This window comes from Alphaproteobacteria bacterium LSUCC0396 (genome assembly GCA_041228345.1).
GTDB lineage: Bacteria > Pseudomonadota > Alphaproteobacteria > Puniceispirillales > Puniceispirillaceae > UBA3439.
In genome coordinates this window covers 1518582-1544176 of record CP166131.1, presented here as the reverse complement: position 1 = coordinate 1544176, position 25595 = coordinate 1518582, and the positions used below count along the sequence as shown (strand labels likewise).

Below are 25595 nucleotides of genomic sequence, written 5' to 3'. Positions count from 1 at the left end.
TTTCTTGGCATCGACCACGCCGCGTTTATACGCTGTGATCAACCCGTTCCGCCTAGGTGATACACCGGTCAGGCAGGTCATTACAACCCGCTGTTGTGTAAAATCCCTCTAAACGCAAAATATCTTGATGAACCTTACGCACTAATGTTCCGGCACCACCGCTGCCCACTACGCGCAATCCGACAAAAGCCAGGCTGTCGCGCCCACAAATCTGACCCAGCTCGGTAGCGCTAAATGATTGGCTGACCCAGTCCACCTCAAGCTTGGATTTCATTTTGGCAAGCTCACGCGGAGACGCATCAATGGCCGCGAGCAAGCCCTCAAAATGGCCTTCCGATAGCAGTTTACCGCCGCCACCAAGAAGCGCACCAGCACGGCGCGCCATTGATGCGGTGGCGATAATCCGCGCCCTTAACCCATGTGCAATGACGTTAATATCGGCATCCACCGATTTCAACCCCACACCCAAAACACGTTTAAAATGACCTTTTTTATCAGCTTTCCGTATGACCGCCTCTTCGGCTGTCACCCAAGCACCACGGCCAGGCAAACGCCCCGCAAGATCAGCAACAGCATAGCCATCCGGTGCCGCGACAAAGCGAATTAGCTTTTGCGGGGGAAGCGTTTGCCCAGTTGCGATACAGGTGCGCTCAGCCATGACAGAAAGCCCCTCATGGCCTAGCTGTCAGACGGTGCCGACATATCGTCGGTGTCTGTGCTATCGGCGGTTTCATCATCAAACCAATGCGCCCGTGCCGCCATGATGATATCACCGGCTTCGCCATCATCGCTAAGGCCGTGCTGACCAAGAAGCTCAACCAATTCTTCATTATCGAGACCGGCCAAATCATCAAGGGTGCGAATGTCGTTTTCAGCAAGGGTAAGCAACATCGCAAGGCTGATATATTCAAAAGCGCGCAGATCATCGGCGACCTTCAATTCATCAAGTGCCACATTGATACGGTTTGACTCGCGCTCGACATATTCGACGGCACGATTCTGCAATTCTGCGGCGATATCTTCGTCAAAGCCCTGAATGGCACCAAGCTCTTCCAACGTGCTTTCGGCGATTTCTTCGGGAAAGACAAATCCCTCTGCAACCAGCAGATGCGCAATCACATCATCAATATTCAGCGCATCAATGAACCGTGTCGAGCGGGTTTTAAACTCTTCTTGACGGCGTTCTGATTCTTCAGCTTCGGTCAGCACGTCGATATACCAACCAGACAATTGCGAGGCCAGACGCACATTCTGACCACGGCGGCCAATGGCAAGGCTCAACTGATCATCCGGAACCACAACTTCCATCCGGCCAGCAACCTCATCCATCACCACCTTGGCAACTTCAGCAGGAGCAAGCGCATTAACTACAAAAGAGGCTGGCTCTTCAATATAGGGGATAATCTCAACTTTTTCGCCCTGCAATTCGCCAACGACAGCCTGCACGCGGCTACCGCGCATACCAACACAAGCGCCAACCGGATCAATGCCCGGATCATTCGACAGAACCGCAATTTTGGCACGGCTTCCCGGCTCGCGGGCAACACCCTTGATTTCGATAATGCCGTCATAGATTTCCGGCACTTCTTGGGTGAACAGTTTCGCCATAAATTCATTACAAGCGCGTGATAGGAAAATCTGCGGGCCGCGTGGCTCTTCACGAACATCAATGATATAGGCGCGAACACGATCGCCCTGACGCAGGTTTTCACGGGGAATCATCTCTTCGCGGCGGATTACCGCTTCGGCGCGGCCAAGATCAACCGTGATCGAATAGCTTTCGGCGCGCTTGACCGTACCAACGACAATTTCACCAATCCGGTCTTTATATTCCTCGAACTGGCGGGCGCGCTCGGCGTCACGCACTTTTTGCGAAATGACCTGCTTTGCTGTTTGTGCTGCAATCCGGCCAAATTCGATTGGCGGCAACGCCTGCCGCCAGAATTCACCAACCGCCAGGGGCGGGTTCTGCTTGGCACCTTCGGCGGCGTTCATCTGGGTTAATTCATCTTCAACATCTTCGACAACCTCAATCCAGCGTTCCAGAAGAATGGCGCCAGTTTTGCGATCAATCATCGCCCGGATATCACGATCCAGCCCGTATTTTGCGCGGCCAGCCTTTTGGATGGCTTCTTCCATCGCCAGCATGACTTCTTCGCGTTCAATTGACTTTTCACGCGCCACAACATCGGCAACTTGAATAAGCTCGAGGCCGGGGATTGATGATGTATTCATAGTCGTCTCACCTTTGGTTTGTCTTTTCGCCATCTTTAACTGGCGTGTTCACGAAGCAATATAGTTCTAAAGATCAGATATTCGTCTGACTAATTGTCGTCTGGCTATTTCTTATCTAGTTATTTTGGGGCTTTCAGGCTTGGCTTCGTCGCGCAAAAATCTCACTTGGGTCAATGCGCGCCGCTTCAATTTCGTCAAAGGCAAATTCAAATCTACCAAAACTGGTTTCAATCCCGATTTTTCCGTCTTCTGACAAACCGGTAAGCCGCCCCTGAAAACGGCGACGCCCATCAAGCATCATCCGCAAGGTAATTTTCGCCAGCTCACCATTGAACCGGTCATAATCTTCAAGTCGTGTCAGCGGCCGGTCGATACCGGGCGAGCTGACTTCTAACACATAGGCACTGCCAATCGGATCATCCACATCAAGCAACGCCGAGATATGGCGGCTTAACATCTGGCAATCTTCAACCGTCATTTCGCGGTCTTCTTTTGGTTCAGCCATAATCTGCAATTGATTGCGGCCGGCCTGCCCACCTGAAAACTGCACCCGCACCAGACCAAAGCCCAGCTCGGTAACCGCATCTTCTATAATCTGGCTTATCTTGGTTTCGACCAAAACGCCTCCTAAACCCCCAAAAAAAGGCAATAAAAAAGTGGGCCAGTGGCCCACCGTCTGACTGCGACAGCTTTATTTCTACCTAATATAGGGGGAGCGTGTTAAAAAAGCAAGCGATAAGCCGCGCTGCGCTAACGCCGCTGGAACAAGAACCATGCTGATTTGCGCCCGGCATGATCGGCCTTTCGCATGTAGCGTGTTTCAGGCAGCTCAGGTGGGCGGTGCCGCCAGTCATGCGGACGCCGCGCCGTCCAGATGAAATCATCATGCGCCATCGCCGCCTGCAATAGCCAGCTTTTCGCCGTCGGATCATCGCTTGCCAAAACCAACCGCCCACCGGGCCGGATCATCATTGCCAGCTGGTCAAGCAGCGCCGGTTGCAGAATCCGGCGGTCAGCATGGCGCTTTTTTGGCCATGGATCAGGAAACATGACAAACGCACCAGCAAGGCTAGCCCGCCCCATTGCCGGTAGAATCAACCGCACATCATCCGGCCAGATACGGACATTGCTAAGCTGCCCCTCGTCAAGGTGGCGAAGCAAGCTAGCAACCCCATTAATAAAGGGTTCAGCACCGATAAAATCACAGTCAGGCATCGCGGTCGCAAGGCCGGCGAGATGCTCGCCGCCGCCAAAACCGATCTCGAGATAACGATCCGCCTGCCGGCCAAACTGGTCTTCAAGCGGGCGCGCAAGATCAAAGGCACATTGTGGCAGCTTCTCGTCAAGAAGCCGCTTCATCGACGCCCGTAAAGGACGGCCTTTGCGCCGGCCATAAAAGCGCAAGCCAGACCGAGCCCCGTCCGTTGAAAGCGCGTCATGTTTGGCCATTGAAATATCTGCCCTATGTCCAGCGGATGCCTAGCGAACCGCGCTGTTTAATGCGTCAACAAGATCGGTGGCTTCCCAGCTAAAGCTGCCCGGACCAGCCTCGCCTGCAGTACGGCCGAAATGCCCATAGGCCGCAGTTGGCGCATAAATCGGCGCGTTCATCCCCAGATGCTGACGAATACCGCGCGGCGTTAGATCCATACAGTCACGCAACGCATCTTGCAGCTTTTGGTCATCAATTTTGCCTGTTCCATGCGTGTTTGCATAAAGTGAAACCGGCTCGGCAACGCCGATCGCATAGGCAATCTGGATCGTGCAACGTGACGCCAGACCGGCCGCGACAACATTCTTTGCCAAATAGCGGCTGGCATAGGCTGCCGACCGGTCAACCTTTGTTGGGTCCTTGCCAGAGAACGCCCCACCGCCATGCGGCGCCGCACCGCCATAAGTATCAACAATAATTTTCCGGCCCGTAAGGCCAGTATCGCCATCCGGCCCACCAATGATAAATTGCCCGGTTGGGTTAACCAACAAATCATCACCTGTAACCATCCAGCCATCGGGCAAAACATCGGCGATCACCGGCGTCACCAGCGCAAGGATATCGGCCTTTGTTGCCCTTTCATGATGCTGGGTCGACAGCACAACCTTATGCACACCAGTTGGCCGCCCCTGATCATCATAAACGAGGCTGATTTGGCTTTTTGAATCCGGGCCAAGAATTGAGTTTGCGTCTTGTTTGCGGACAGTTGCGAGATTTTTTAGAATCTCATGCGAATAATGAATTGCCGCAGGCATCAGCACATCAGTCTCATCACAAGCATACCCAAACATCAGCCCCTGATCGCCGGCGCCTTCATCCTTATTGTCACCAGAATCAACACCCATCGCGATATCGCTAGATTGTTCATGCAGATAATTCTGGAACTCAAAATGTGCGTGATGAAACGCACCCTGCTCATAGCCAATATCTTTCACCGCAGCCCGAACAGCTGGCTCGATCTCTGTCATAATCTGTTCCAGCTTTGTCTCGCTAGCGCGCACCTCGCCAGCAAGAACAACCCGGTTTGTTGTTGCCAAGGTTTCACAAGCAACACGCGCCTCTGGCTCATATTTCAGAAAAAGATCAAGAACCGTATCTGATACACGGTCGCATAATTTGTCAGGATGGCCTTCTGAAACAGATTCAGATGTGAAGATATAGCTCATGTGTTAGTTTCCTTGCTTTTGGTCGAGATTACCCATTGCCTGATGGCGCGATTGAGGTCAAGCCATGAAGCCGCTGCAATCATCAGAAAAATGAGGCTAAAAAACCCCATATTACCAAATCGCGCAAATATAGTCGGCGCCAAGGCGGCAGGCAGCGATACATCAAGAACACCCGATGCCCCCAGCTCTAGCCTGCCAAGAGACCGGCCATAAGCATCAAAGCCAGCACTCATGCCGGTATTGGCAACCCGCATAAGTGGTAATCCTTCTTCCACCGCACGCATCTGTGCTTGCGCAAGATGCTGCCATGGCCCAGCGCTAACGCCGAACCAGGCGTCGTTAGTAATATTGATCAACAGATCCGGGCGCATTTCCGCCGAAACCACCGCGCCAGCAAAAATGACCTCATAACAAATCAACATCTGCATGGCACCAAAGCCGTCAAGACGCATCAGGGTATTTGACGTGCCCGGGGCAAAATCGACGGGGCCAACAATCGGGTTTAAAAAGCTCAACCATTTCCGGAACGGCATATATTCACCAAACGGAACCAGATGGCGCTTGTCATAAATGCCCTTTATTGCCGCATCATGATCAAACATCATTACCGAATTTAACAAACGGCCATTGCGCCCGAATCGGGGGATGCCGGTGATGAGCGTTGCACCCTTGTCAATCGCGCCGGCGATGGTCGTTTTCAGCAATGCCTCATTGCGATCTGCCAGCCCGACAAACGCTGTCTCGGGCCAGATTACCAGTTGTGGAACCGACTGCCCCTCGCGTGACAGAGTGACCAACCGATCCAGATGCGCCTGCCGCATAGCCGGGTTCCATTTATCGGCTTGTGCAATTGCTGGCTGAACAAGCCTCACGATGGGCATTGAGGGCTGATTATTTATCGGCGCAGTGGCAAGGCGCGCCACACCAAGCGCCGTCATAATCAATGGCAAAATCAGAAATATTGCCGCAAGGCGCCGGCTGCCCAGCACCCAAAAAGCCGGCACCAGCGCAAAAAGCAGGGCAATGACAGATAGCCCATAAATGCCAATGACACTGGCAGCTTGCAGGCCGGCAGGGTCAAATGCAAACACACCTCCGGTCAGGTTCCACGGAAACCCAGTTGCGATAAATCCGCGGCTCCATTCAGCGAGACCAAACATCGCGACAAACCAAAACAAACGCGCCACCGGCAAACTACCAAACGACCATGCAACAGCTGCGGCAACGGCCCAGAATGATGCCAAAATCAGCGCCAATGCCAATGCCATGAACGGCGCGACAAACCATAGCGACGCTGTCTCGACAATAAGCGAATGCGCAACCCAATAGGTTGATGCCAAAAACCAGCCCAAGCCAGCCGCGCCGAAAATCATCATCGCCTCACGGCGGCTTTCCGCCTTCAAATAGGCACGCAGCGGGATTGATAGGGCAAAGATTGCTGGTATTAAAAATAACGGCGGCAGGGAAAGGCTGGCAAATGCACCGGCAAGAAACTGCCCAAAAAACAGACGGCGTTGGCGCCTATTCTTGTTTTGCGATGCTGGCTTTGACACGCGGTAATCCACGAAGTTTCAACAATGTTATACGGCGCGGATCGCCCTCTAAGATTTCAAACTGCAACCCACCACGATGCCGGACAACCTCGCCCCGACCCGGGACACGGCCCGCATGCGCACATACCAAACCGCCAAGCGTATCTATTTCATCACGCTCATCATCATCCAGCAAGGGACCGGTAATCGCTTCTAGTATTTCAACCTCTAAACGCGCATCCGCAATGGCAGTACCATCACCCTTTTGGTCAAACCGCAATTGCGTCGTTTCGTCATGTTCATCTTCGATTTCACCGACAATTTCTTCAACCAGATCCTCGATCGTGATCAGGCCGTCAACCCCGCCAAATTCATCAACAACCAATGCCAGATGACGGCGGCGAAGACGCATTTCATGCAGCAGATCAAGCAGCCGAATTGTTGGTGAGATAAACAAGGCTGGCCGCAACAGGCTTTCAACAGCGGGCGTATGGCCGTTGCGAAGATGCGCAAACAAATCCTTGATATGGATAATACCAGCAACATCGTCCAATGTGTCACGGTAAACCGGTACACGGCTGTGGTTGGCGTCACTCATTTGCCGGATGATATCATCAAACCCGTCAGCCAATGCCACCGAAACAATATCGGCACGCGGGATCATCACATCAGCCGCAGTAATGTCACGAAGCCCCAGAAAATTTTTCAGCAGCGTGCCTTCATGGCTATCAAAGCTGGTCTTATCATCAAGCGATTCTTGCAGCAGTTCGGTTAATTCTTCGCGGCGGGATGACGTCCGTGCAAAGGCTGGAAAAAACTTGCCAAGAAATGGTGCCATTATCCAGCCTCCCGCGTGCCAAGAAGCAACCCATCTTCAGGATAGGGATTGGCGACTTTCATCTGACCAAGCAGGACGATTTCCAGCCCTTCCATTTCATCAGCCATTGCCGTTTCAATATGATCATATCCAAGCAAATGCAGAACACCATGGGTGAATAGATGCAGCAAATGATCACCTGCCGGAATACCCGCCTCGGCGGCCTCACGCATTACTGTCTCACCAGCAATCGCAATATCGCCAAGGCCGCTTTCCATATCCGGCGCATCATCTGGTGCAACAAAATCATCGCCAGCCGGAAAAGACAGCACATTGGTGGTCCTGTCAAAGCCGCGATGCTGATAATTCATCGACCGCATATCATCATCACTGCACAGCAAGAGGCTGACCAATGGCGGATCAAGCGATAGATGTGATGCGATATGATCAAGCATCACCGGTCCGCGATGTTTCAAATCGTTAATAAGGGGACTGTGCCAGCTAGAGGGATCGATGCTCACCTCAATCAGCGCGCCATCATCAGATTCCCATTCGTCACTCAAAAATTGATCACCCTCCGGACTGTCAGGTTCCAGAGCGCTGTCGTCTTTATTCATTTCACTCGTCATGAGCTATTTTCATTCCTTAATAAACATCCCGCCAGTTTTGGCGTGAATGTTGGCTCTCTATTTGGACGTATTCTGCCGCTTTTGTCCAGCCTCATAAGCCTGCAAGATACGCGCGACCACCGGATGGCGAACAACGTCTTCGCCAGATAGGTGGATAATGCCAACACCCTTGATATTATCAAGAAGTGACACTGCCTCGCCAAGACCAGAAGGCTGGCCCGCCGGCAGGTCAATCTGGCTTAGATCGCCGGTAATCACCATATGCGAATCTTGTCCAAGGCGAGTCAAAACCATTTTCATTTGTACCGGCGTGGTATTTTGCGCCTCGTCAATAATCACGTGGGCGGCGGTCAGTGTCCGCCCGCGCATAAAGGCCAGCGGGGCAATTTCAATTTCGCCGCTTGCCAGCATCCGATCAACCTTATCGGCTGGCATCATGTCATAAAGCGCGTCATAAAGCGGCCGCAAATAGGGATCGACCTTTTCCTTCATGTCACCGGGCAAAAAGCCAAGACGTTCACCAGCCTCAACAGCCGGCCGCGACAGAATAATACGTTCAACCTCACGCTTTTTCAGCGCCTCTACAGCCCGCGCCACCGCCATATAAGTTTTGCCGGTTCCAGCCGGGCCAAGGCCAAACACCACTTCATTACTGCGCAATAATTTCAGGTAATCGTTCTGGCCTTTTGTCTTGGCAACGATCTTCTTTTTCCAGGTTTCAAACGACTCACCGGCCGTCACCGCCTCGGCCTGATGCCCGTTCACTGCCCAACGCAGCGCATCATCAACCATGGATTTATCAATGTCGACATGTTTACCCCCGGCGATCCGGCGATACAGACCCTCGATCACCGCGCGGGCGGTTTTGCTCGCTTTGCCGCTACCCGAGATTTTGATGCTATTACCAAAGGAATCGAGCGTGACATCCAATGTTTTTTCGATATGTGCCAGATGCTGGTTATGTTCACCTGACAAAAGCGCCAGAACGCTATTATCCTCGAATTCCATACGGATGCTATTGGCCTTTGCCGCGTTCACGCCGCCCCCTTCAAATTGACGATCTGGCCAGTCATGCTGTTCTGGCGCGCTGCCGACAGGCGGCAGGGAACAATCTGGCCAATCTGATCAGCAGTCCCGATGAAATTCACCGCCTGCATATAGGGGCTGCGGCCGGCCATTTGGCCATCACGGCCGCCAGCGCGCTCGACAAGCACATCAACAACACGGCCTTCAGTCGATTTATTGAAGGCAAATTGTTGCGCATTTAGCAATTGCTGCAGGCTCTCAAGCCGTTCCGACTTTACCGCTTCTTCGACCTGAACATCGGCATTAGCCGCCGGTGTTCCCGGGCGCGGGCTATATTTAAACGAATAGGCAGACGCATAGCCAACCTTGCTGACAAGCGCCAATGTTTCGGCAAAATCAGCGTCACTTTCACCCGGAAAACCAACGATAAAGTCACCCGACATGGCAATATCAGGCCGAACGTTGCGCAGCTTGTCGATCACTGCCAAATACACATCGCTGGTGTGCCGACGGTTCATTTCCTGCAGAATATGATTTGATCCTGACTGAATTGGTAAATGCAGATACGGCATCAATTGTGGTACATCGCCATGCGCCGCGATCAATTCGTCATCCATATCCAGCGGATGCGAGGTTGTATAGCGAATCCGCTCAAGCCCATCGACCTCGGCCAGTGCCCGGATCAATCGGCCAAGACTCCAGTCTTTACCATTGTCATGCGCGCCATGATAGGCGTTCACATTTTGCCCAAGAAGCGTCAGCTCACGCGTCCCGCTGGCAACCAGCCGTTTGGCTTCTTCAAGAACGGTTTTAACCGGACGCGAAAACTCGGCACCGCGCGTGTAAGGCACAACACAAAAAGCGCAAAACTTATTACAGCCTTCCTGAACACTAAGGAAAGCTGCAGGGCCGCGCGGCGCATGCTCACCGGGCAAAAAGTCGAATTTTACTTCCTCGGGGAAATCAGTATCAATAATCCGATTGCGGCTAGATGGATCAAGCTGACCAACCAATTCAGGCAAGCGGTGATAGGTTTGCGGCCCGACAACAATATCAACCCATGGGGCGCGGCGGGTAATCTCTTCGCCTTCGGCCTGAGCCACGCATCCGGCAACAGCAATTGTCATTTTTCGGCCTTGCTGATCAGCCATACGTTCCTTTAAATGGCGCAACCGGCCAAGTTCGGAAAATACTTTTTCCGATGCTTTTTCACGAATGTGGCAGGTGTTGAGAATCACCATATCAGCGCCATCAACCATATCGGTTGGCGCATAACCAAGCGGTGCGAGAACATCAGCCATACGGTCAGAATCATAAACATTCATCTGACAGCCGTAGGTTTTGATAAAGAGTTTTTTGGTCAAGAGCGCGTTGTCACATTTCAGCAGTGCGAATCCAATTCCCCTTGTACCGCCTGGAAGCAAAGATGGTCAAGAAAAAGCCTCGGTTATGCGACACTTCATCATAATGGCGTCGGTTTTCTGATTGCCATGCCGATAATAGTCCTTGCGAAGGCCAAATTCGGCGAAACCATGCTGGCGATAAAGCCCAAGTGCGGGCAGATTATCGGCTGCTACCTCAAGTGTAATCACAGCCACATCAAAAGTCCGGCAATGCGTCATAAACTGCAGTAACAAATCGCCGGCAATACCGCGCCCCTGATGATATGGATCAACCGCAATTGATATGATCTCGGCTTCATCCGCGATGATCGTGGCCAGAATATAACCGGTAAGATGGGAACGGGTGCGATGCTTGTCAGCTAATGCCGCATTTGCAAAGTTGGGCGTTTTATCTTTGGGCGTGTCATCTTTGGGTGCGACCGTAACAAGGCCGTAGAAAACTGGATTTTTCAGCAACGCATGGAGACGCGGCTGATCAAGCGCAGTTGCAAACAGGCTGGCCTCAAGATCAGCGATAACATCGCAATCAGCCTTGATAAGTCGTCTTATGTACCTACCGGTCATGCGGCGGGTCATAAAACGGGCACTTGCTTTTTTGGCCCAAGGCGCGGATCGGCAAGATAAAGCGGAGTTAAAGGGGCGAGAATACCGGCTTTTAGATTATGTGCGGCAAGCTGTGCGATCATCGCCGCATCAACGGCCTCACCAGTGCCATTTACCCCTGCCACCGAAGTGACAATATTTGCCGCCTGAAAGGCATTTAGGGCCTCTTCTGTTCCGAAACCAGTCAGCAACAAGCCATCTTTTAGTGCCATATCAGACGGTACCAATAATGGCAGTTGCGCAATCTGCGCTTCAAAAATATCGCCATGCGGGGTCGCATCGGCAGCAAAAAACTGGGCATAGACATTGCCGCGCCGGGTATCGGCAAGGCATAGGATCGGCTGGCCATGGTCAGGCGCAGCAGATTCAAAGGCCAGTGCTTCGAGACCAGAGATACCAAGTCCGGGAAGATCATGCGCCAGACAGACCCCTTTTGCCGCTGCCAACGAGACCCGCAATCCAGTGAATGATCCCGGCCCCCGTCCAGCTGCAACATGGCTAAGCGCGCTGAAATCAACCCCTGCTTCAGCCAATGCCGAAACCGCCAATGGCACTAATGATGCAGCCTGACCAAAACCAGCCTCGGATGTTTTCATTGCCCGGATCTGTCCGTCGGCATATAACGCAGCGGATAAGTGGCTACTGCTCGCCTCAAAGGCTAGTATGACCGGCGATTTGCTTGGGTGCGTGGACATTTTCAAACAGCCTATTTCTTTATCTGGCTTTTTATCTGAGTCGTATATGTTCGGTTGTGCAGTTGCATCATTTTGCCAAGACGCGTTAACTGAAGTCGCTCTATCATTAGCAGCAGCGCCGGTAAAGTCTCGCTTGTATCATTATTTGAGTGGAAAATCTGCTATGGACAAAAATCTTTGTCAAAATATCCGACATAGGCTGATGAAGTTTAGCAGCCGCCTTTTCGCTGCCATGATCCTTGGCCTGTCATTTTTTGGAACGGCGTTTGCTGCCGATCATGCTGTGATTTTGATGTATCACCGGTTTGGTGAAGACAAATATCCAAGCACAAATATCCGACTTGAACAATTTGACGCGCATCTTGAGAAATTATCCGATGGCAATTATACGGTGCTGCCTTTGGCGAAAATCATCGACCGTTTGCAAACTGGCAAACCGCTGCCTGACCGAACAGTCGCCATCACCATTGATGATGCCTATCTATCAGTTTTTACCGAGGCTTGGCCGCGTCTAAAAGCAAAGGGCTTTCCCTTTACGGTTTTTGTTGCCACTGATCCGGTCGATCAAAAACATCGCAATTATATGAGCTGGGACCAGCTGCGGCGTTTGCAGGCTGACGGCGTTGGCATTGGCAGCCAAACAGCAAGTCACCCCCATATGCATAAGATCAGTATCGAAGCCATTGATACCGAGCTTGGTAATGCCAATAAGCGTTTTCTAGCCGAACTTGGTATGCGGCCGGATCTATTTGCTTATCCTTATGGTGAATATAATCTTGCCGTGATCGACAGAGTTAAGACCGCCGGATTTATTGCAGGCTTTGGTCAAAATTCCGGGATTGCTCATGGGTTTAACGGGTTTTTTGAGTTGCCGCGTTTTGCGATGAATGAACGCTATGGCGAAATGGATCGGCTGTCACTTGCGATCAACGGTTTACCGCTGAAGGCTAATCAGGTTCTACCAGCTGATGTTGTGATTACAAAAAATCCACCGGCTTTCGGTTTTACCCTTGCTCCAGAAATAGCCGATCAAAATAATCTCCAATGTTTCAACAGCACCTATAATGCGCTGGATGTCACCCGCTTAGGGCCGCGCGCCGAAGTACGATTTCCCGGGCCATTGCCGTCTGGGCGTGCGCGGGTAAATTGCACCATGCCCGGCCCAGACGGACGCTGGCGTTGGTTTGGCAAACAATTTCTCGTTCCCTAAACCGCCGTCACGTGAGACAAGCCGGCTAATGTGAAACTCTAGTTTGGATAGATGTTAATTCAGAGACGCAAGCGCAAACCGGCTGAAATCATTAACCCGGATAAGCGTCTCGAGTTTCTTGACATAGGCGTCACCAATTTCGGCATAGCGATCAAGATGTTTGGCTAAAATTTTTGACTCACCAATGATTGGGCGGTCGCGTAAAGCGGCACGGGATGTCCGAAATTCTTTATAGTGATAATGCGTATTCAGATTATGCATATAGGCGCGGACTGACCCAAGCAGGGTACCAAAGCTGCGCACCACCGCCCGGCTATTCGTCGCCTCCAATGGCCGGATGCCAGCATGCTCTCGCCACGCCCACTGGCCAAAAAGAGCGTTACCTTGTAGCGCAAAGCGTGACGTTCCCCACCCGGACTCAACTGCCGCCTGTGCCAATGCTAGGGCCACCGGCACCGTATCGGCACGGTGCAACAACCGCGCGGTTAACGCGTCATTATCTAACTTGCTACCACCAAGTTTATAAAGATGCGCCCATTTTTCCAGCGCCGCCCGATCATTATTCTCAAACGCGCGCTGAATGGCCTCGCGACGCTTGATGATTTCCTCATTACTGGCCAGAATCAGCGGTAGAACAATTCTAATGAATGAGTCCTTTTGCGCGGAACCGGCAAGGCCTAGATGTGATTCGGGGATATGATTGATGAATTCGCGCGCAACCTGCAACGGGGCATCAACGCCAGATTTTGCCTGATCCAAATCGGCCTGATCCGAATAGGGCTGGTCCAAATTGGGGGCGGCAGAGTTTGACCTGTCACTTTGATCGGCACCCGTCTGGTCGGATGAATGCGTCTTTTCACTGGTAACAAGCGAGGCGGGTAAACTAAGAAACTGCGGCGGCGATAATCCAAATATACCGGGGCCAGTAAATCCAATAACCATCAATAACCCTGCGATCAAAACGATCCGCCGGTTGGTAAAAAAATTGGAAATCGACGCTATCACGAACTGAACCCTAAGCGTGGACACTAACAATACGATTAGTCGCTATTCCAGCTTACATCTCGGCCGCGCGAACCTCACGAACCTCGGGAATATAGTGACGAAGCATATTCTCAATGCCCATTTTCAATGTCGCTGTCGAGCTTGGACAGCCCTGACAGGCACCGCGCATTTGCAGGGTCACAACACCATCGTCAAACCCCTGAAAAACAATATCGCCACCATCCATTGCAACCGCTGGCCGCACGCGCGAATCCAACAGCTGTTTGATCTGTTGCACCGTATCACTATCGCCGTCTTCAGCATGCGGATCAGCCAGATCAGCGTCTTTCTCGATCACCGGCAAACCTGAGGCGTAATGCTCCATAATGCCGGCAAGAATACCCGGCTTAAGGGCAAACCAATCCAGACCTTCGGCCTTGGTCACCGCGACAAAATCAGCCCCAAGGAAAACCGCTGTTACACCATCAATCTGAAAAAGGCGGCGCGCCAATGGTGATGTTTTTGTGCTATCAGGATCGGCAAAATCAGCCGTTCCCTGTTCCATAACCGGAACACCGGGGATGAATTTCAAAGTAGCCGGGTTCGGCGTATCCTGAGTTTGAATAAACATCTGATCAATCCTTCTTGGTACGATCGTACTTCTATCAACAAGGGCCCTAATTTAGACAGAAACCCGTAAATTTTCTTTAATCTATTACTTTTGCTAATCTCTTACTTTCGGGGCTGAAACGCAAAATCGGAGTCCAGCTCAAAAGGGCTATTTTATGATGATACCAAGCTAATAGCCTGTTACCGCCAGCATTAAATCACCCCAACCGATCTAACGCACCCTCAAATTCATATGGGAATTTCAGCAAAAACTGCAACCCCAGCCACTGCAATATCGCATATTCCAGCCAATCTGGCTAGCGATCTGCAAAACCGACCAGTCAATCCCCGTCTGACAATGATATAACAGCTGCTTAAGCGCGGTTAACGGTCGGTGCTTGCACCCAAAAAACCAACCACATCACGCACTTCGGCCAGAATTGGCCGCGCAATCGCCGCCGCACGTTCGGCGCCATCGGCCAAAATAGCGTCAATATCGGCAGGGTTTTCCAAAAGCCGCCGCATCTCATCGCCGATCGGGGATAGTTTGGCAACAGCCAGATCGCCAAGAGCCGGTTTGAAATCACCAAAGCCGCGCCCACCAAATTCGGCAAGAACATCTTCGGTCCGGCAATCGGCAAGCGCTGCATAGATGCCAACCAGATTGCTAGCCTCAGGGCGACCAGCAAGGCCTGCCACTTCAGATGGCAAGGCATCCGGGTCAGTTTTTGCTTTGCGAATTTTCTGCATAATCAAATCGGCATTGTCAGTCATATTAATCCGCGAATTGTCCGATAGATCGGATTTGCTCATTTTTGCACTGCCATCGCGAAGGCTCATCACACGCGTTGCGCTGCCAAAAATCTGTGGCTCCGGCAACGGAAATACATCACGCTCAAAAGTCGAATTAAATGCCTGCGCAATATCACGGGTCAGTTCAAGATGCTGTTTCTGATCCTCACCAACCGGCACATGGGTGGCACGGTAAGTCAGAATATCCGCTGCCATCAATGTCGGATAGGCATAGAGTCCAACCGAGGCATTCTCGCGGTTTTTACCGGCCTTTTCCTTGAACTGTGTCATCCGGTTCAGCCAGCCAAGCCGCGCCACGCAATTGAAAATCCACGCCAGCTCGGCATGTTGCGGCACACAAGATTGATTAAATAGGATCGAGCGATCAGTTGAAATACCTGCAGCGATTAGGCTCGCCGCGACCTCGCGGGTGCTTTTACGTAAATCTGCCGGATTCTGATGAACCGTGATGGCGTGAAGGTCAACCACGCAATAGATCGACTCAAATTCATGCTGCAACGAAACCCAATTGCGGATGGCGCCAAGATAATTGCCAAGATGCAGATTGCCAGTCGGCTGAATACCCGAAAAAATACGGCTTTTCTCTGCAGATTTTTGCACGGTTGAGTCGGTCATTTGATCTATCCATCACGCCTAATCAGAACAAGGGGAAACCGCTGCCGGATTGCCCTTGAAACAATTGATAATCATGCCAGCGTTATCCCCGCTTGCGCCGCCGCGGTCAAGTCTTTCGGTACCGTAACCGGCGAAGAAACTCGTCTGGAATTGCCCGCAATGACCACGCCGAGACCAGAAAACCGCCCCCACCAACCATGACTAGCAAGACAAGCCAACCTGCGGCTGGCAAAAACTGGCGAAGCCCACTGGCAAAGGTGAGTAGCGCCAAAAGCAAGATCGCCATAATTACACTCGCAGCAAAAATCCGGCCGGTCATACCGATCCAGCCACCAGCAAGGCGGCGCCGACGACGTAATAATATAGCCATAACAACCGCCGCAGCGACGCCTGACAATGACGTTGCTAGAGCCAGCCCAATATGCCCCAGCAGCGGCATCAGCAAAAGCGACCCAGTGATATTCACCGCCACTGTCATAATCGAGATTTTCAGAACAGTGCCAGGCTGACCCGCCGCATAAAAGGCCGGTTGTAAAACCTTTACCATGACAAACCCGGGAAGGCCGAGCGCATAGGCCGACAGCGCCATTGCCGCCATCACCGCATCATCAATGCCGAATGCACCATAGACAAATAATCCCTCAATAATCGGGCCGGATAAAACGATCAAAGCGAGCACTGCCGGCACCACAAAAAAACCACCAAAGATAATGGCCTCATCAAGGGTTTTGGTGATCTGATCCTTGTCGTTAACTGCCTCCAAGGCTGATAATCGGGGCAGCAAAGCGGTGCCAAGCGCGATGCCGACAATGCCAAGTGGCAATTGCGCCACCCGGTCAGCATAATAGAGCCAAGAGATCGCCCCAACCGGCAGCGTAGATGCCAAGATCAAATCAACCAATAGATTGAGCTGCATCCCGCCAGCCCCAAGTGCCGCTGGTAAAAATTTAACCCACATGGTTTTTCCGGCTTTGGATAGGCGCGGCCATTGCAGCCGCGGCACCGCCGAAAGACGCCGCAGAATGACAAACATGAAGATGAGTTGGCAAAGCCCCGCAATCAGCAAGCCAATCGCAATTGGCAAGGCGCGAAACATACCAAGATCGGCAGCAACAAGCGGGATCGCCACCGCGCCGCCGATAAAACAGAGATTAGCCAGAATTGGCGCAGCAGCCCCACCAAAAAACCGGTCATGCGCATTCGAAATCGCACTCCATAAAGCAACAATCGAAATCATTGGTAGATACGGCATCGTCACGCGTGCCAGATCGACCGCCGCCGCCATCCGGTCCGGCGTTTTGGTAAAACCGGGCGCCAATAGGGCAATAAATTGCGGCATAAAAATCTCGGCAATCACCACCAGAATAAACAGCATAATGATCAAAAAAATCTGCGCCTCAGACGCCAGCCGCAACGCAGCGTCGCGCCCCTCACTTTGTCGTATTTTAGCAAAGCTCGGCAGAAAGGCATTGGTCATCGCCCCTTCAGCACTTAACCGGCGAAACATATTCGATATTTTCAGCGCCACCAGAAACGCATCAGCCGCTGGTCCTGCCCCCAAAAAGCTGGCAAAGGCAATATCCCGCAAAAAGCCAACAATACGGCTGATTGCGGTCAGGCCGCCAATCTGCCCAAAGGCGCGGCCAAGTGAGGCCGGCTTTTCCGCCTTATCCGGATCCGGCGCGCGCGTCATGCCAGATCCCCAGCAGCATCGTCAAAAATAGCCAGCAACCGGTTACGAATAGTCTGTTGCCGTGTTTCGCTCTGGATTTGTAATCCGAAAATATCTTTGACATAGAAGACATCAACGACACGCTCGCCATAGGTGGAAACGGTTGCTGTTTGGATTTGCAGGCCAAGATCGGCCAAGCAATGCGTGATTTTATGCAGCAAGCCGGGGAAATCGCGGCCATTCACCTCGATAACGCTATGTGTATTGCTGATCTTGTTGGATAGAAACACACGCGAGGCAACAGGCATTTGCCGGACCCGAAGCGGGGTCTGTTTCCAGCGTGCCTGAAGCGCCTTTTCAAGGGTCATCGCACCGGTTAACGAGCGTTCAAGTGTTGTGCGAATACGGGTTAATTCGGCCGCATCCTCAATCGCCTGATTATTCATATCCTGCAAAAAGAAAACATCCAGCACCGTTCCATCATGACAGGTCGTAATGCGCGCGCCGACAATATTTGCCCCAGCAGCTGCAACCGCACCGGCAATGCGCGAGAACAGACCCGGATCATCGACCGTCAAAATGGTCAATTCAGTCATCCGGCGCGCAGGGTCCGGCCTGAAATCAATCAGCAGCGGGACATCCAGCTTGGCAAATTCATCACAAAGCCGCGCATGGCGAACATGGCTGTCACAATCAAAACCTGTCCAATAGGTTTGCGGCATGTTTGACGCATGATTGGCAAAACGCGCATCATCCCAATCGGTTAATTTAGCCGCCGCATCTTGGCGCGCCTCATTGGCATTCCCAAGCGCAATAACCGCCGGATCAGCGCCCCGCAACACGGCATCACAGCGGTAATATAGATCGCGCATCAAAGCCGCTTTCCAGCCATTCCAGATGTTCGGTCCCACCGCCCTGATATCGGCAACAGTTAACACCAAAAGCAGTTTCAACCGTTCAGGTGACTGCACAATTTTTGCAAAATCCTCGATCGTCTGCGGATCATTCAGATCATAGCGAAAGGCAATCTTGCTCATCAGCAAATGATGCAGGATCAGCCAGCTTACCGTTTCGGTTTCCTCGGCAATAAGGCCAAGGCGCGGACAAACCGCCAGCGCAACCTCGGCGCCCAGAACCGAGTGATCACCGCCGCGACCCTTGGCAATGTCATGTAAAAGCATCGCAACATAAAGCGCCCGCCGCGACCCAATCTCGGGCATAACCTCGGTGGCTACCGGGGCTGCCGCCTGCAATTCACCTGTTTCAATACCATGCAGAATACCAATGGCCTTTAACGTGTGCTCATCAACGGTATAGCTGTGATACATGTCGAATTGCATCATCGCAACGATCCGGCCAAAATCAGGCAAGAACCGTCCAAATACCCCACTTTCATTCATCAGGCGTAACACCCGTTCCGGATTTTTTCGCGATGTCAGAATATCCAGAAACAGCTTGTTCGCCTGCTCGTCCTTGCGGGTTTTTGCATCAAGCGCCGGAAGCGCGCGCGTAACCCGTTGCAAGGTATTTGGATGCACATCAGCATCATGCGTTTGGGCGATGGCGAATAATTCGATCAGACGAACCGGCGACTCGCGAAACAATACATCGTCAATAAGCCGCACGCGGCCACTCTCAATCCGAAACGGATCAAGCTCATGTGTTCGCAGAAAATCCGGGCGCCAGAATGTCAGGCTTTTGCGGAAATCCGTTTCCATCGCCGCACAGAAAATCCGCGTCAGATTGCCAACATTCCGCGCCGCCAGATAATAGCGTTTCATAAAACGCTCAACCCCGCGAAGCCCGCCCCGATCGGCAAAACCAAGGCGTGGTGCAATGACCATTTGAGCCTCAAAATCAAGCCGCTCTTCGGGTCGGTCTGCATGGAAATGAAGATGACAGCGAACCGTCCATAAAAACCGCTGGGCAAGCGCAAATTTCCGCGCCTCACCGTCACGAAGAACCCCTTGTTTTACGATGTCGATAATGCTGTTAACACGATAGGCATATTTCGCAATCCAGAACAGACTGTGCAAATCACGCAGCCCGCCCTTACCATCTTTGATATTCGGTTCAACAACATAGCGTGTATCACCAAACCGCTTGTGGCGTATGTCTCGCTCCTCCAGCTTTTCCTCGACATAAGCCAATGGTTTCTGCTTGGCTATCTTGCGTTGAACGGCGCGGCTTAGTTTAACCCAGAGCGAGTCATCACCAGCCACATGACGCATTTCCAGAAAGCTGGTTAGAACTGTCTGGTCTTCGCTTGCCGCCTCGATTGATTCGTCGATACTGCGGGTGGAATGGCCGATTTTCAGCCCAAGATCCCACAGAATATAAAGTACAAATTCGATGAATTTCGTGTGTTTGGCCGTTGGCTTTTTCGGCATCAAAAACATGATATCAACATCCGAGAATGGCGCCATTTCGCCGCGGCCATAGCCGCCAACCGCGATCAGCGCCACTTCATCACCGCCGGCGCAATATCGCTGTGCTTGCGCATAGAGGCTTTGCAATAAGATATCAATTGTCCAAGCATGCATCCCGACATAGATTGCGCCATCATTACTGTCGTAAAACGCCGTGCGAAGATTGGCTTTGGCCTGGTCAAGGTAACGCCGAAGGCAGCCCAGCAATTCAGGCCGCGGCAAAGGCGTTTTGCCACTTTCATGGGTCGCCAGCTCAGCCTCGATTGCGGCACGATCAAGCGGTGCTTGAAAGCGATCCATCGCGCCTTGTAACGGCAATAGCCAGCGATGCCATGCGATGCCGTCCAGCGCCGCATTTTTGCCAAGCCTTGATTTGCCCAAGCGCCCTTCACCAGATGCTAATATATCATTCGGACTCATGTTTTATCACCAGATTTAGCCGCACCAGCCCGCAGCGCCTTTAGCCGGTACAAAATATCCAGCGCCTCACGCGGGGCAAGATTATCAGGCTGCAACGCGTCAATCATTTCGGCAATTTCATCGCTGGGCATATCGACATCATGATGCGTATTCTGAAAGTCAAAAAGCGGCAGATTATCGGCCATCATCCCAGCATCTACGGCGCCGTGCTGGCCGGTTTCCAACTCACCAAGAATCTGCTCGGCCCGACCCAGAACCACAGCTGGCAAGCCGGCAAGTCGCGCCACATGAACCCCATATGAGCGATCAGCGGCGCCCGTGACCACCTGATGCAAAAACACAATCGACCCCTGCCATTCACGAACCTGCATTGCGTGGCAGCGCAGATTTTCCAGCGATTTTTGGAGATGCGTCAATTCATGATAATGGGTGGCAAACAAGGTTCGGCACATACTGGCATCATGCAGATATTCCAGCGTTGACCAGGCAATTGCCAAACCATCATAAGTTGCAGTGCCCCGACCAATTTCATCTAGAATTACCAAAGATCGACTGGTTGCACGGTTCAAAATAGCCGCTGTCTCGACCATTTCCACCATAAAGGTTGATCGTCCACGCGCCAGATCATCAGCTGCACCAACCCGGCTGAACAACCGGTCAACAAGGCCGATAACAGCGCGTTCTGCCGGCACAAAAAGTCCCGCCTGCGCCATGACGGCAATATGCGCATTCTGCCGCAGAAATGTCGATTTACCCGCCATATTGGGGCCGGTTAACAACCAGAGACGTCCATCATCAAGATTACAGTCATTCGCGATAAACGGCGTTTGCGAATCCAGCATCGGTTCAATGACAGGATGCCGTCCTTTGGAAATGTCAAACAGGGGTTCATCGACAATTTTTGGGCGGCAGTAATGCTGGCTAATCGCAAGCTGAGCCGACGCCGTTGCGACATCAATTTTAGCAAGCGCACGCGCCGCATCACCCAGATCAGCCGCCACCGTCAGAACCTCGTTTCGCAACCGGTCGAATATTTCCAGCTCAAGCGCTAATGCACGATCAGCCGCACTGGCCATATCACGTTCCATTTCCGCTAGCTCGGTCGTGGTAAACCGCACCGCCTGTGCAGTGGTCTGGCGATGGATAAAAATCTCATGATCCATCAATTTGGCAGCATGATTACTGCGCACATCAATATGATAGCCAAGCACATTATTATGTTTGATCTTTAACGAAGCAATGCCGGTTTCATCAGCATAGCGACTTTGTAAAGCGGCGATCAAACGGCGGCTTTCATCCCGCAGACCGCGTAAATCATCAAGTGCCAGATCATATCCCTGCCGGACAAAGCCGCCATCACGCGCCAATAACGGCAGATCATCACCAAGGGCGGGAACCAGCACATTGATCAGCCCCCGCGGACCCAGCATCGCGTCAAGACAAGCAGGTAATGCGTCGGGTAGCATAAGCCCGCCAAGCCCACTTTTTTCGTTAATCCCTCCGCTAATTCCTTCGCTAATTCTGGCGGCACCATTTTCTCCATTGGCGGCAACGGCGCGAATCTGTGCAACAATTTGGCCGGCGCTATCAAGGCCACCAGCAATATTTGCCAGATCACGCGGGCCGCCATGCCCCAAAGACAAGCGCGACAGCGCGCGTTCGATATCGGGCTGGATACGGAGCTGGGCGCGCACCAGATCAGCACAAACCGCCTCGGCAATAAACCAGCCAACCAGATCAAGCCGCGCATTAATCGCCGTGACATCAAACAATGGTGCTGCCAGCCGTTCACCAAGCAGACGCCCACCAGCTGCCGTCAGGGTACGATCGACCGCATGCAACAAACTGCCACGGCGTTCACCGGTGAGGGTGCGCGATAATTCCAATGACCGCCGCGTTGCCGGATCAATTTCCATAAAGCCGGCATCACTAACCGCGGTAAGCGGCAATAGGCGCGGCATATTCCCGACTTGGGTTGCCTCTAAATAGCCAAGAAGCGCCCCGCCAGCCGACAGCATCGCGCGGCTGAAATGCCCCATACCGTCAAGACTTGCAACCTGATAAAACCTTTCCAGCGCCTGTCTGGCGCGGGTCGAGTCGAACAGCGACGCTGCCTGCTCGGTTGGACAAATCTGGCTATCGTGAAACCAGCTGGGAAGATCAAAGCCTTGCGGGTAAATCAGTTCTGCCGGATCCAGCCGGGCCAATAGGGTTTCCAATCCATCATCGGCCATTTCCTGCACGAAAAAATCACCAGTGGACATATCAGCCCAGGCAAGTGCCAGCTGCGATTCAGCGCGGCCAAGCGCAACCAGATAATTATGCGCCTGTGCTGGCAATAATTCGTCTTCAGTCAATGTACCCGGCGTCAGCACCCGCACCACATCGCGTTTCAATGGGCCTTTGCCGCCACGTTTTTTTTGTTCCTGCGGATCTTCAACCTGCTCGCAAATTGCGACCCTGTGACCAGCCCGGATCAACCGCGCCAGATAACCATCGACCGCATGAACCGGCACCCCGCACATCGGCACATCAAGACCGTCTTTGCTGCCCCGTTTTGTAAGCGTAATCCCCAGCTGTTTTGCGGCAATTTCTGCATCTTCAAAGAACATCTCATAGAAATCACCCATGCGATAGAAAAGCAGCGCATTGCGATGCGAATCCTTGACGCGCAAATATTGCGCCATCATTGGGGTGGGCGCTTTTACTTTTGGCGCATTTGCTGTAGAAGGTTGAGATGTCATAATGTTTTGACATTGCCCCAACTTGATCTCTAGAACAAGATCGAACCGGGTCTAGCAGAGCGATATGACGTATTATTCGCATCGACCGTTTGCACCAAAATCAATTTTTAACCCAAACGACCGCTTTAGGTCAGATAATAAAGTAATTGAGACATGACAGATAAAGATAAACTCCTCGACGCTGAAGCCCTTGCATTCCACGCCAATGGACGCCCGGGGAAATTCCAGATTGCCGCAACCAAGCCGCTGACAAGCCAGCATGATTTATCGCTGGCCTATTCACCAGGTGTTGCCGCGCCGTGTCTCGAGATCGCGTCAGACATCAATAAAGCCTATGATTACACCAACAAAGGCAATCAGATTGCGGTCATTTCAAACGGTACAGCGGTCCTTGGCCTTGGCGATATTGGTGCCGCCGCGGCCAAGCCAGTGATGGAAGGCAAAGCCGTTCTATTCAAAAAATTTGCCGATATTGACGGTATTGATCTTGAGTTAAACACATCAGATCCGGAAGCCTTTGTTAATGCAGTTGCGCTGATGACGCCGACCTTTGGCGGGATCAATCTTGAAGATATCAAGGCGCCTGAATGTTTTGTGATCGAACAGCAGCTCCGCGACAAACTGGATATCCCGGTATTTCATGACGACCAGCATGGCACCGCGATTATTACCGCGGCTGGCCTGATCAACGCATTTCATCTGACTGGCCGCGACATGAAAACGGTCAAGATTGTTGGCAATGGGGCTGGGGCGGCGTCAATCGCTTGTGTTGAATTGCTCAAAATCATGGGGGTTCCAGCTGATAACATTATCATCTGTGACCGCACTGGCCCCATTTACAAAGGCCGCACCGAATCAATGAACCAGTGGAAATCGGCGCACGCCGCCGAAACCGATGCCCGCAGCCTTGAAGAGGCACTTGTCGGGGCTGATGTTTTCCTTGGTCTGTCATCAGGCGGTGCCCTGACCAAAAGCATGGTCGAAAAAATGGCCGCCCGCCCAATCATTTTCGCCATGGCCAATCCGGTGCCAGAAATCTGGCCGGCCGAAGCTAAAGAAGTGCGTCCTGATGCGATCATCGCGACCGGACGATCAGATTTCCCCAATCAGGTGAATAACGTTCTTGGCTTTCCGTATATTTTCCGGGGGGCACTTGACGTTCGTGCCAGTAAGATCACCGAAAATATGAAAATTGCCGCAGCCAATGCTTTGGCCATGCTGGCCCGTGAGGATGTGCCCGATTCAGTGGCAGATGCTTATGGCGGGCAAGCACTGACCTATGGCGAGGATTATATCATCCCGACACCGTTTGATCCGCGCCTGATCGTTGCTGTGTCATCGGCCGTGGCCGAGGCCGCGATGAGCGATGGCGTGGCACGGCGCCCGATTGACGATCTTGACGAATATCGCCGGTTATTATCAGCCCGCCTCGATCCGACCGCTGGCGCGCTGCAATCAATTTTTGAGAGAGTCAGCGCAAATAAAAAGCGAATTGTCTTTGCCGAGGGTGAAGAAGAGCGCGTAATCCGTGCAGCGCTGGCGTTCCGCAATGCAGGGTATGGCCAGCCGATCCTGCTTGGCCGCGAACATCGGGTCAAGGAAACGATCCAGCGTCTTGGCCTTGACGGGGCAGAAGATTTGCCGATCACCAATGCAAAAGTTTCCGAGCATCTGACCGAATATACCGATTTGCTCTATTCCAAATTACAACGCCGTGGATCACTTTATCGTGATTGCCAGCGCATGGTGAATCTCGATCGTAACATTTTTGCCGCTTGTATGGTCAGCTGTGGGCATGCCAACGCGCTTGTCACCGGCGTCACCCGCGCATTCCAACCGACATTGCAGCATATCCGGCGGGTCATTGATGTCGCCGAAGGCAGCAAATTCCTCACCACCTCGATGATCATATCACGGGGCCGCACAGTGTTTGTTGGTGATGTCGCCGTCACCGAACGGCCAAACGCCGAAGAAATGGCCGATATCGCCGTTGCAATGGCAGCCAAAGCCCGCCAAATGGGACATACGCCGCGGGTGGCAATCCTGTCATTCACTAATTTTGGTAATCCTGAGTCACGCACAAGCGTTGAAGCACGCCGGGCGGTTGAAATTCTTCAAAGCCGCGATGTCGGTTTCGAATTTGACGGCGAAATGACTGCAGATATCGCGCTTGATTATGATTTGATGAAGGCGCGCTACCCGTTCTGTAACCTTAGCGGACCCGCCAATATTCTGGTAATGCCCGGACTCCATTCGGCAAATATTTCGTTCAAGCTGCTGCATCAGTTGGGTAGTGTTTCAGTCGTTGGCCCAATGATGATTGGCGGTGCCTATCCGTTCCAGATTGTACAGATGGGCGCATCGGTTAGTGATATTGTGCAGACCGCGGTGCTTGCCGCGCATGATGCCTTTCGCTAGCCATCAAAAAAAGCTGACCGCCGGAGATGACGCGCCATCTGGCGGTGAATCTGGCGGTGAATCTGTCGGTAAATTCAGAGATA

At 52.4% G+C, this 25595-nt stretch carries 20 protein-coding genes; 2 read left to right on the top strand and 18 right to left on the bottom strand.

The features are described from left to right. Positions 1-52: 52 nt before the first annotated feature. From AB8881_07395 to tsaB, 12 genes are all read right to left on the bottom strand, one after another. Positions 53-658: a DUF448 domain-containing protein gene (locus tag AB8881_07395; GenBank protein ID XDZ62378.1), complete on the bottom strand. Its 606-nt coding sequence runs from the start codon at positions 656-658 to the stop codon at positions 53-55. A 20-nt stretch (positions 659-678) separates the two neighbouring features. Beyond that, positions 679-2235, bottom strand: a complete 1557-nt coding sequence (nusA, locus tag AB8881_07390; GenBank protein XDZ62377.1) for a transcription termination factor NusA — start codon at positions 2233-2235, stop codon at positions 679-681. A gap of 133 nt (positions 2236-2368) precedes the next feature. After that, entirely contained in the window at positions 2369-2854 is a 486-nt protein-coding gene (gene rimP / locus AB8881_07385; protein ID XDZ62376.1) for a ribosome maturation factor RimP, read from the bottom strand. Between the two features lie 131 nt (positions 2855-2985). Then, a complete protein-coding gene (locus AB8881_07380; GenBank protein ID XDZ62375.1) occupies positions 2986-3684 on the bottom strand; it encodes a tRNA (guanosine(46)-N(7))-methyltransferase TrmB in 699 nt (232 codons plus the stop codon). Positions 3685-3714: 30 nt separating this feature from the next. After that, positions 3715-4893, bottom strand: coding sequence for a methionine adenosyltransferase (gene metK / locus AB8881_07375; protein ID XDZ62374.1), 1179 nt, complete (start codon positions 4891-4893; stop codon positions 3715-3717). Then, entirely contained in the window at positions 4890-6446 is a 1557-nt protein-coding gene (lnt, locus tag AB8881_07370; GenBank protein XDZ62373.1) for an apolipoprotein N-acyltransferase, read from the bottom strand. Before lnt ends, metK begins: the two co-directional genes overlap by 4 nt. Further along, a complete protein-coding gene (locus AB8881_07365) occupies positions 6415-7263 on the bottom strand; it encodes a hemolysin family protein (protein XDZ62372.1) in 849 nt (282 codons plus the stop codon). The genes lnt and AB8881_07365 overlap by 32 nt, the downstream gene beginning before the upstream one ends. Further along, positions 7263-7871: an rRNA maturation RNase YbeY gene (gene ybeY, locus AB8881_07360; protein XDZ62371.1), complete on the bottom strand. Its 609-nt coding sequence runs from the start codon at positions 7869-7871 to the stop codon at positions 7263-7265. Before ybeY ends, AB8881_07365 begins: the two co-directional genes overlap by 1 nt. A 57-nt stretch (positions 7872-7928) precedes the next feature. Continuing rightward, positions 7929-8909: a PhoH family protein gene (locus AB8881_07355; GenBank protein XDZ62370.1), complete on the bottom strand. Its 981-nt coding sequence runs from the start codon at positions 8907-8909 to the stop codon at positions 7929-7931. Further along, positions 8906-10261: a tRNA (N6-isopentenyl adenosine(37)-C2)-methylthiotransferase MiaB gene (miaB, locus tag AB8881_07350; GenBank protein XDZ62369.1), complete on the bottom strand. Its 1356-nt coding sequence runs from the start codon at positions 10259-10261 to the stop codon at positions 8906-8908. The genes AB8881_07355 and miaB overlap by 4 nt, the downstream gene beginning before the upstream one ends. A 66-nt stretch (positions 10262-10327) precedes the next feature. Then, positions 10328-10864: a ribosomal protein S18-alanine N-acetyltransferase gene (gene rimI, locus AB8881_07345; GenBank protein ID XDZ62368.1), complete on the bottom strand. Its 537-nt coding sequence runs from the start codon at positions 10862-10864 to the stop codon at positions 10328-10330. Positions 10865-10872: 8 nt separating this feature from the next. Then, entirely contained in the window at positions 10873-11598 is a 726-nt protein-coding gene (gene tsaB, locus AB8881_07340; protein XDZ62367.1) for a tRNA (adenosine(37)-N6)-threonylcarbamoyltransferase complex dimerization subunit type 1 TsaB, read from the bottom strand. Between the two features lie 163 nt (positions 11599-11761). Here tsaB and AB8881_07335 point away from each other — a divergent pair, with 163 nt between their 5' ends. Continuing rightward, entirely contained in the window at positions 11762-12808 is a 1047-nt protein-coding gene (locus AB8881_07335) for a polysaccharide deacetylase family protein (protein ID XDZ62366.1), read from the top strand. Between the two features lie 54 nt (positions 12809-12862). On the opposite strand, the gene AB8881_07330 is transcribed toward AB8881_07335, so the two are convergent. The 6 genes from AB8881_07330 to mutS form a co-directional block, all read right to left on the bottom strand. Continuing rightward, positions 12863-13750 (bottom strand): glucosaminidase domain-containing protein, encoded by an 888-nt coding sequence (locus AB8881_07330; protein ID XDZ62365.1) that lies wholly within the window; start codon positions 13748-13750, stop codon positions 12863-12865. A 115-nt stretch (positions 13751-13865) separates the two neighbouring features. Continuing rightward, positions 13866-14423, bottom strand: coding sequence for a NifU family protein (locus tag AB8881_07325; protein ID XDZ62364.1), 558 nt, complete (start codon positions 14421-14423; stop codon positions 13866-13868). A 362-nt stretch (positions 14424-14785) separates the two neighbouring features. Further along, the gene (gene trpS / locus AB8881_07320) at positions 14786-15829 is read right to left on the bottom strand and encodes a tryptophan--tRNA ligase (GenBank protein ID XDZ62363.1); all 1044 of its coding nucleotides are present in this window, start codon (positions 15827-15829) and stop codon (positions 14786-14788) included. 106 nt (positions 15830-15935) lie between these two features. Next, positions 15936-17522 (bottom strand): murein biosynthesis integral membrane protein MurJ, encoded by a 1587-nt coding sequence (gene murJ / locus AB8881_07315; GenBank protein XDZ62362.1) that lies wholly within the window; start codon positions 17520-17522, stop codon positions 15936-15938. After that, positions 17519-20350, bottom strand: coding sequence for a [protein-PII] uridylyltransferase (locus tag AB8881_07310; protein XDZ62361.1), 2832 nt, complete (start codon positions 20348-20350; stop codon positions 17519-17521). The genes murJ and AB8881_07310 overlap by 4 nt, the downstream gene beginning before the upstream one ends. After that, positions 20347-23040: a DNA mismatch repair protein MutS gene (gene mutS / locus AB8881_07305; protein ID XDZ62360.1), complete on the bottom strand. Its 2694-nt coding sequence runs from the start codon at positions 23038-23040 to the stop codon at positions 20347-20349. Before mutS ends, AB8881_07310 begins: the two co-directional genes overlap by 4 nt. A gap of 207 nt (positions 23041-23247) precedes the next feature. Between mutS and AB8881_07300 the strand changes: the two genes are divergently transcribed. Further along, the gene (locus AB8881_07300; protein ID XDZ62359.1) at positions 23248-25512 is read left to right on the top strand and encodes an NADP-dependent malic enzyme; all 2265 of its coding nucleotides are present in this window, start codon (positions 23248-23250) and stop codon (positions 25510-25512) included. Positions 25513-25595: the final 83 nt, after the last annotated feature.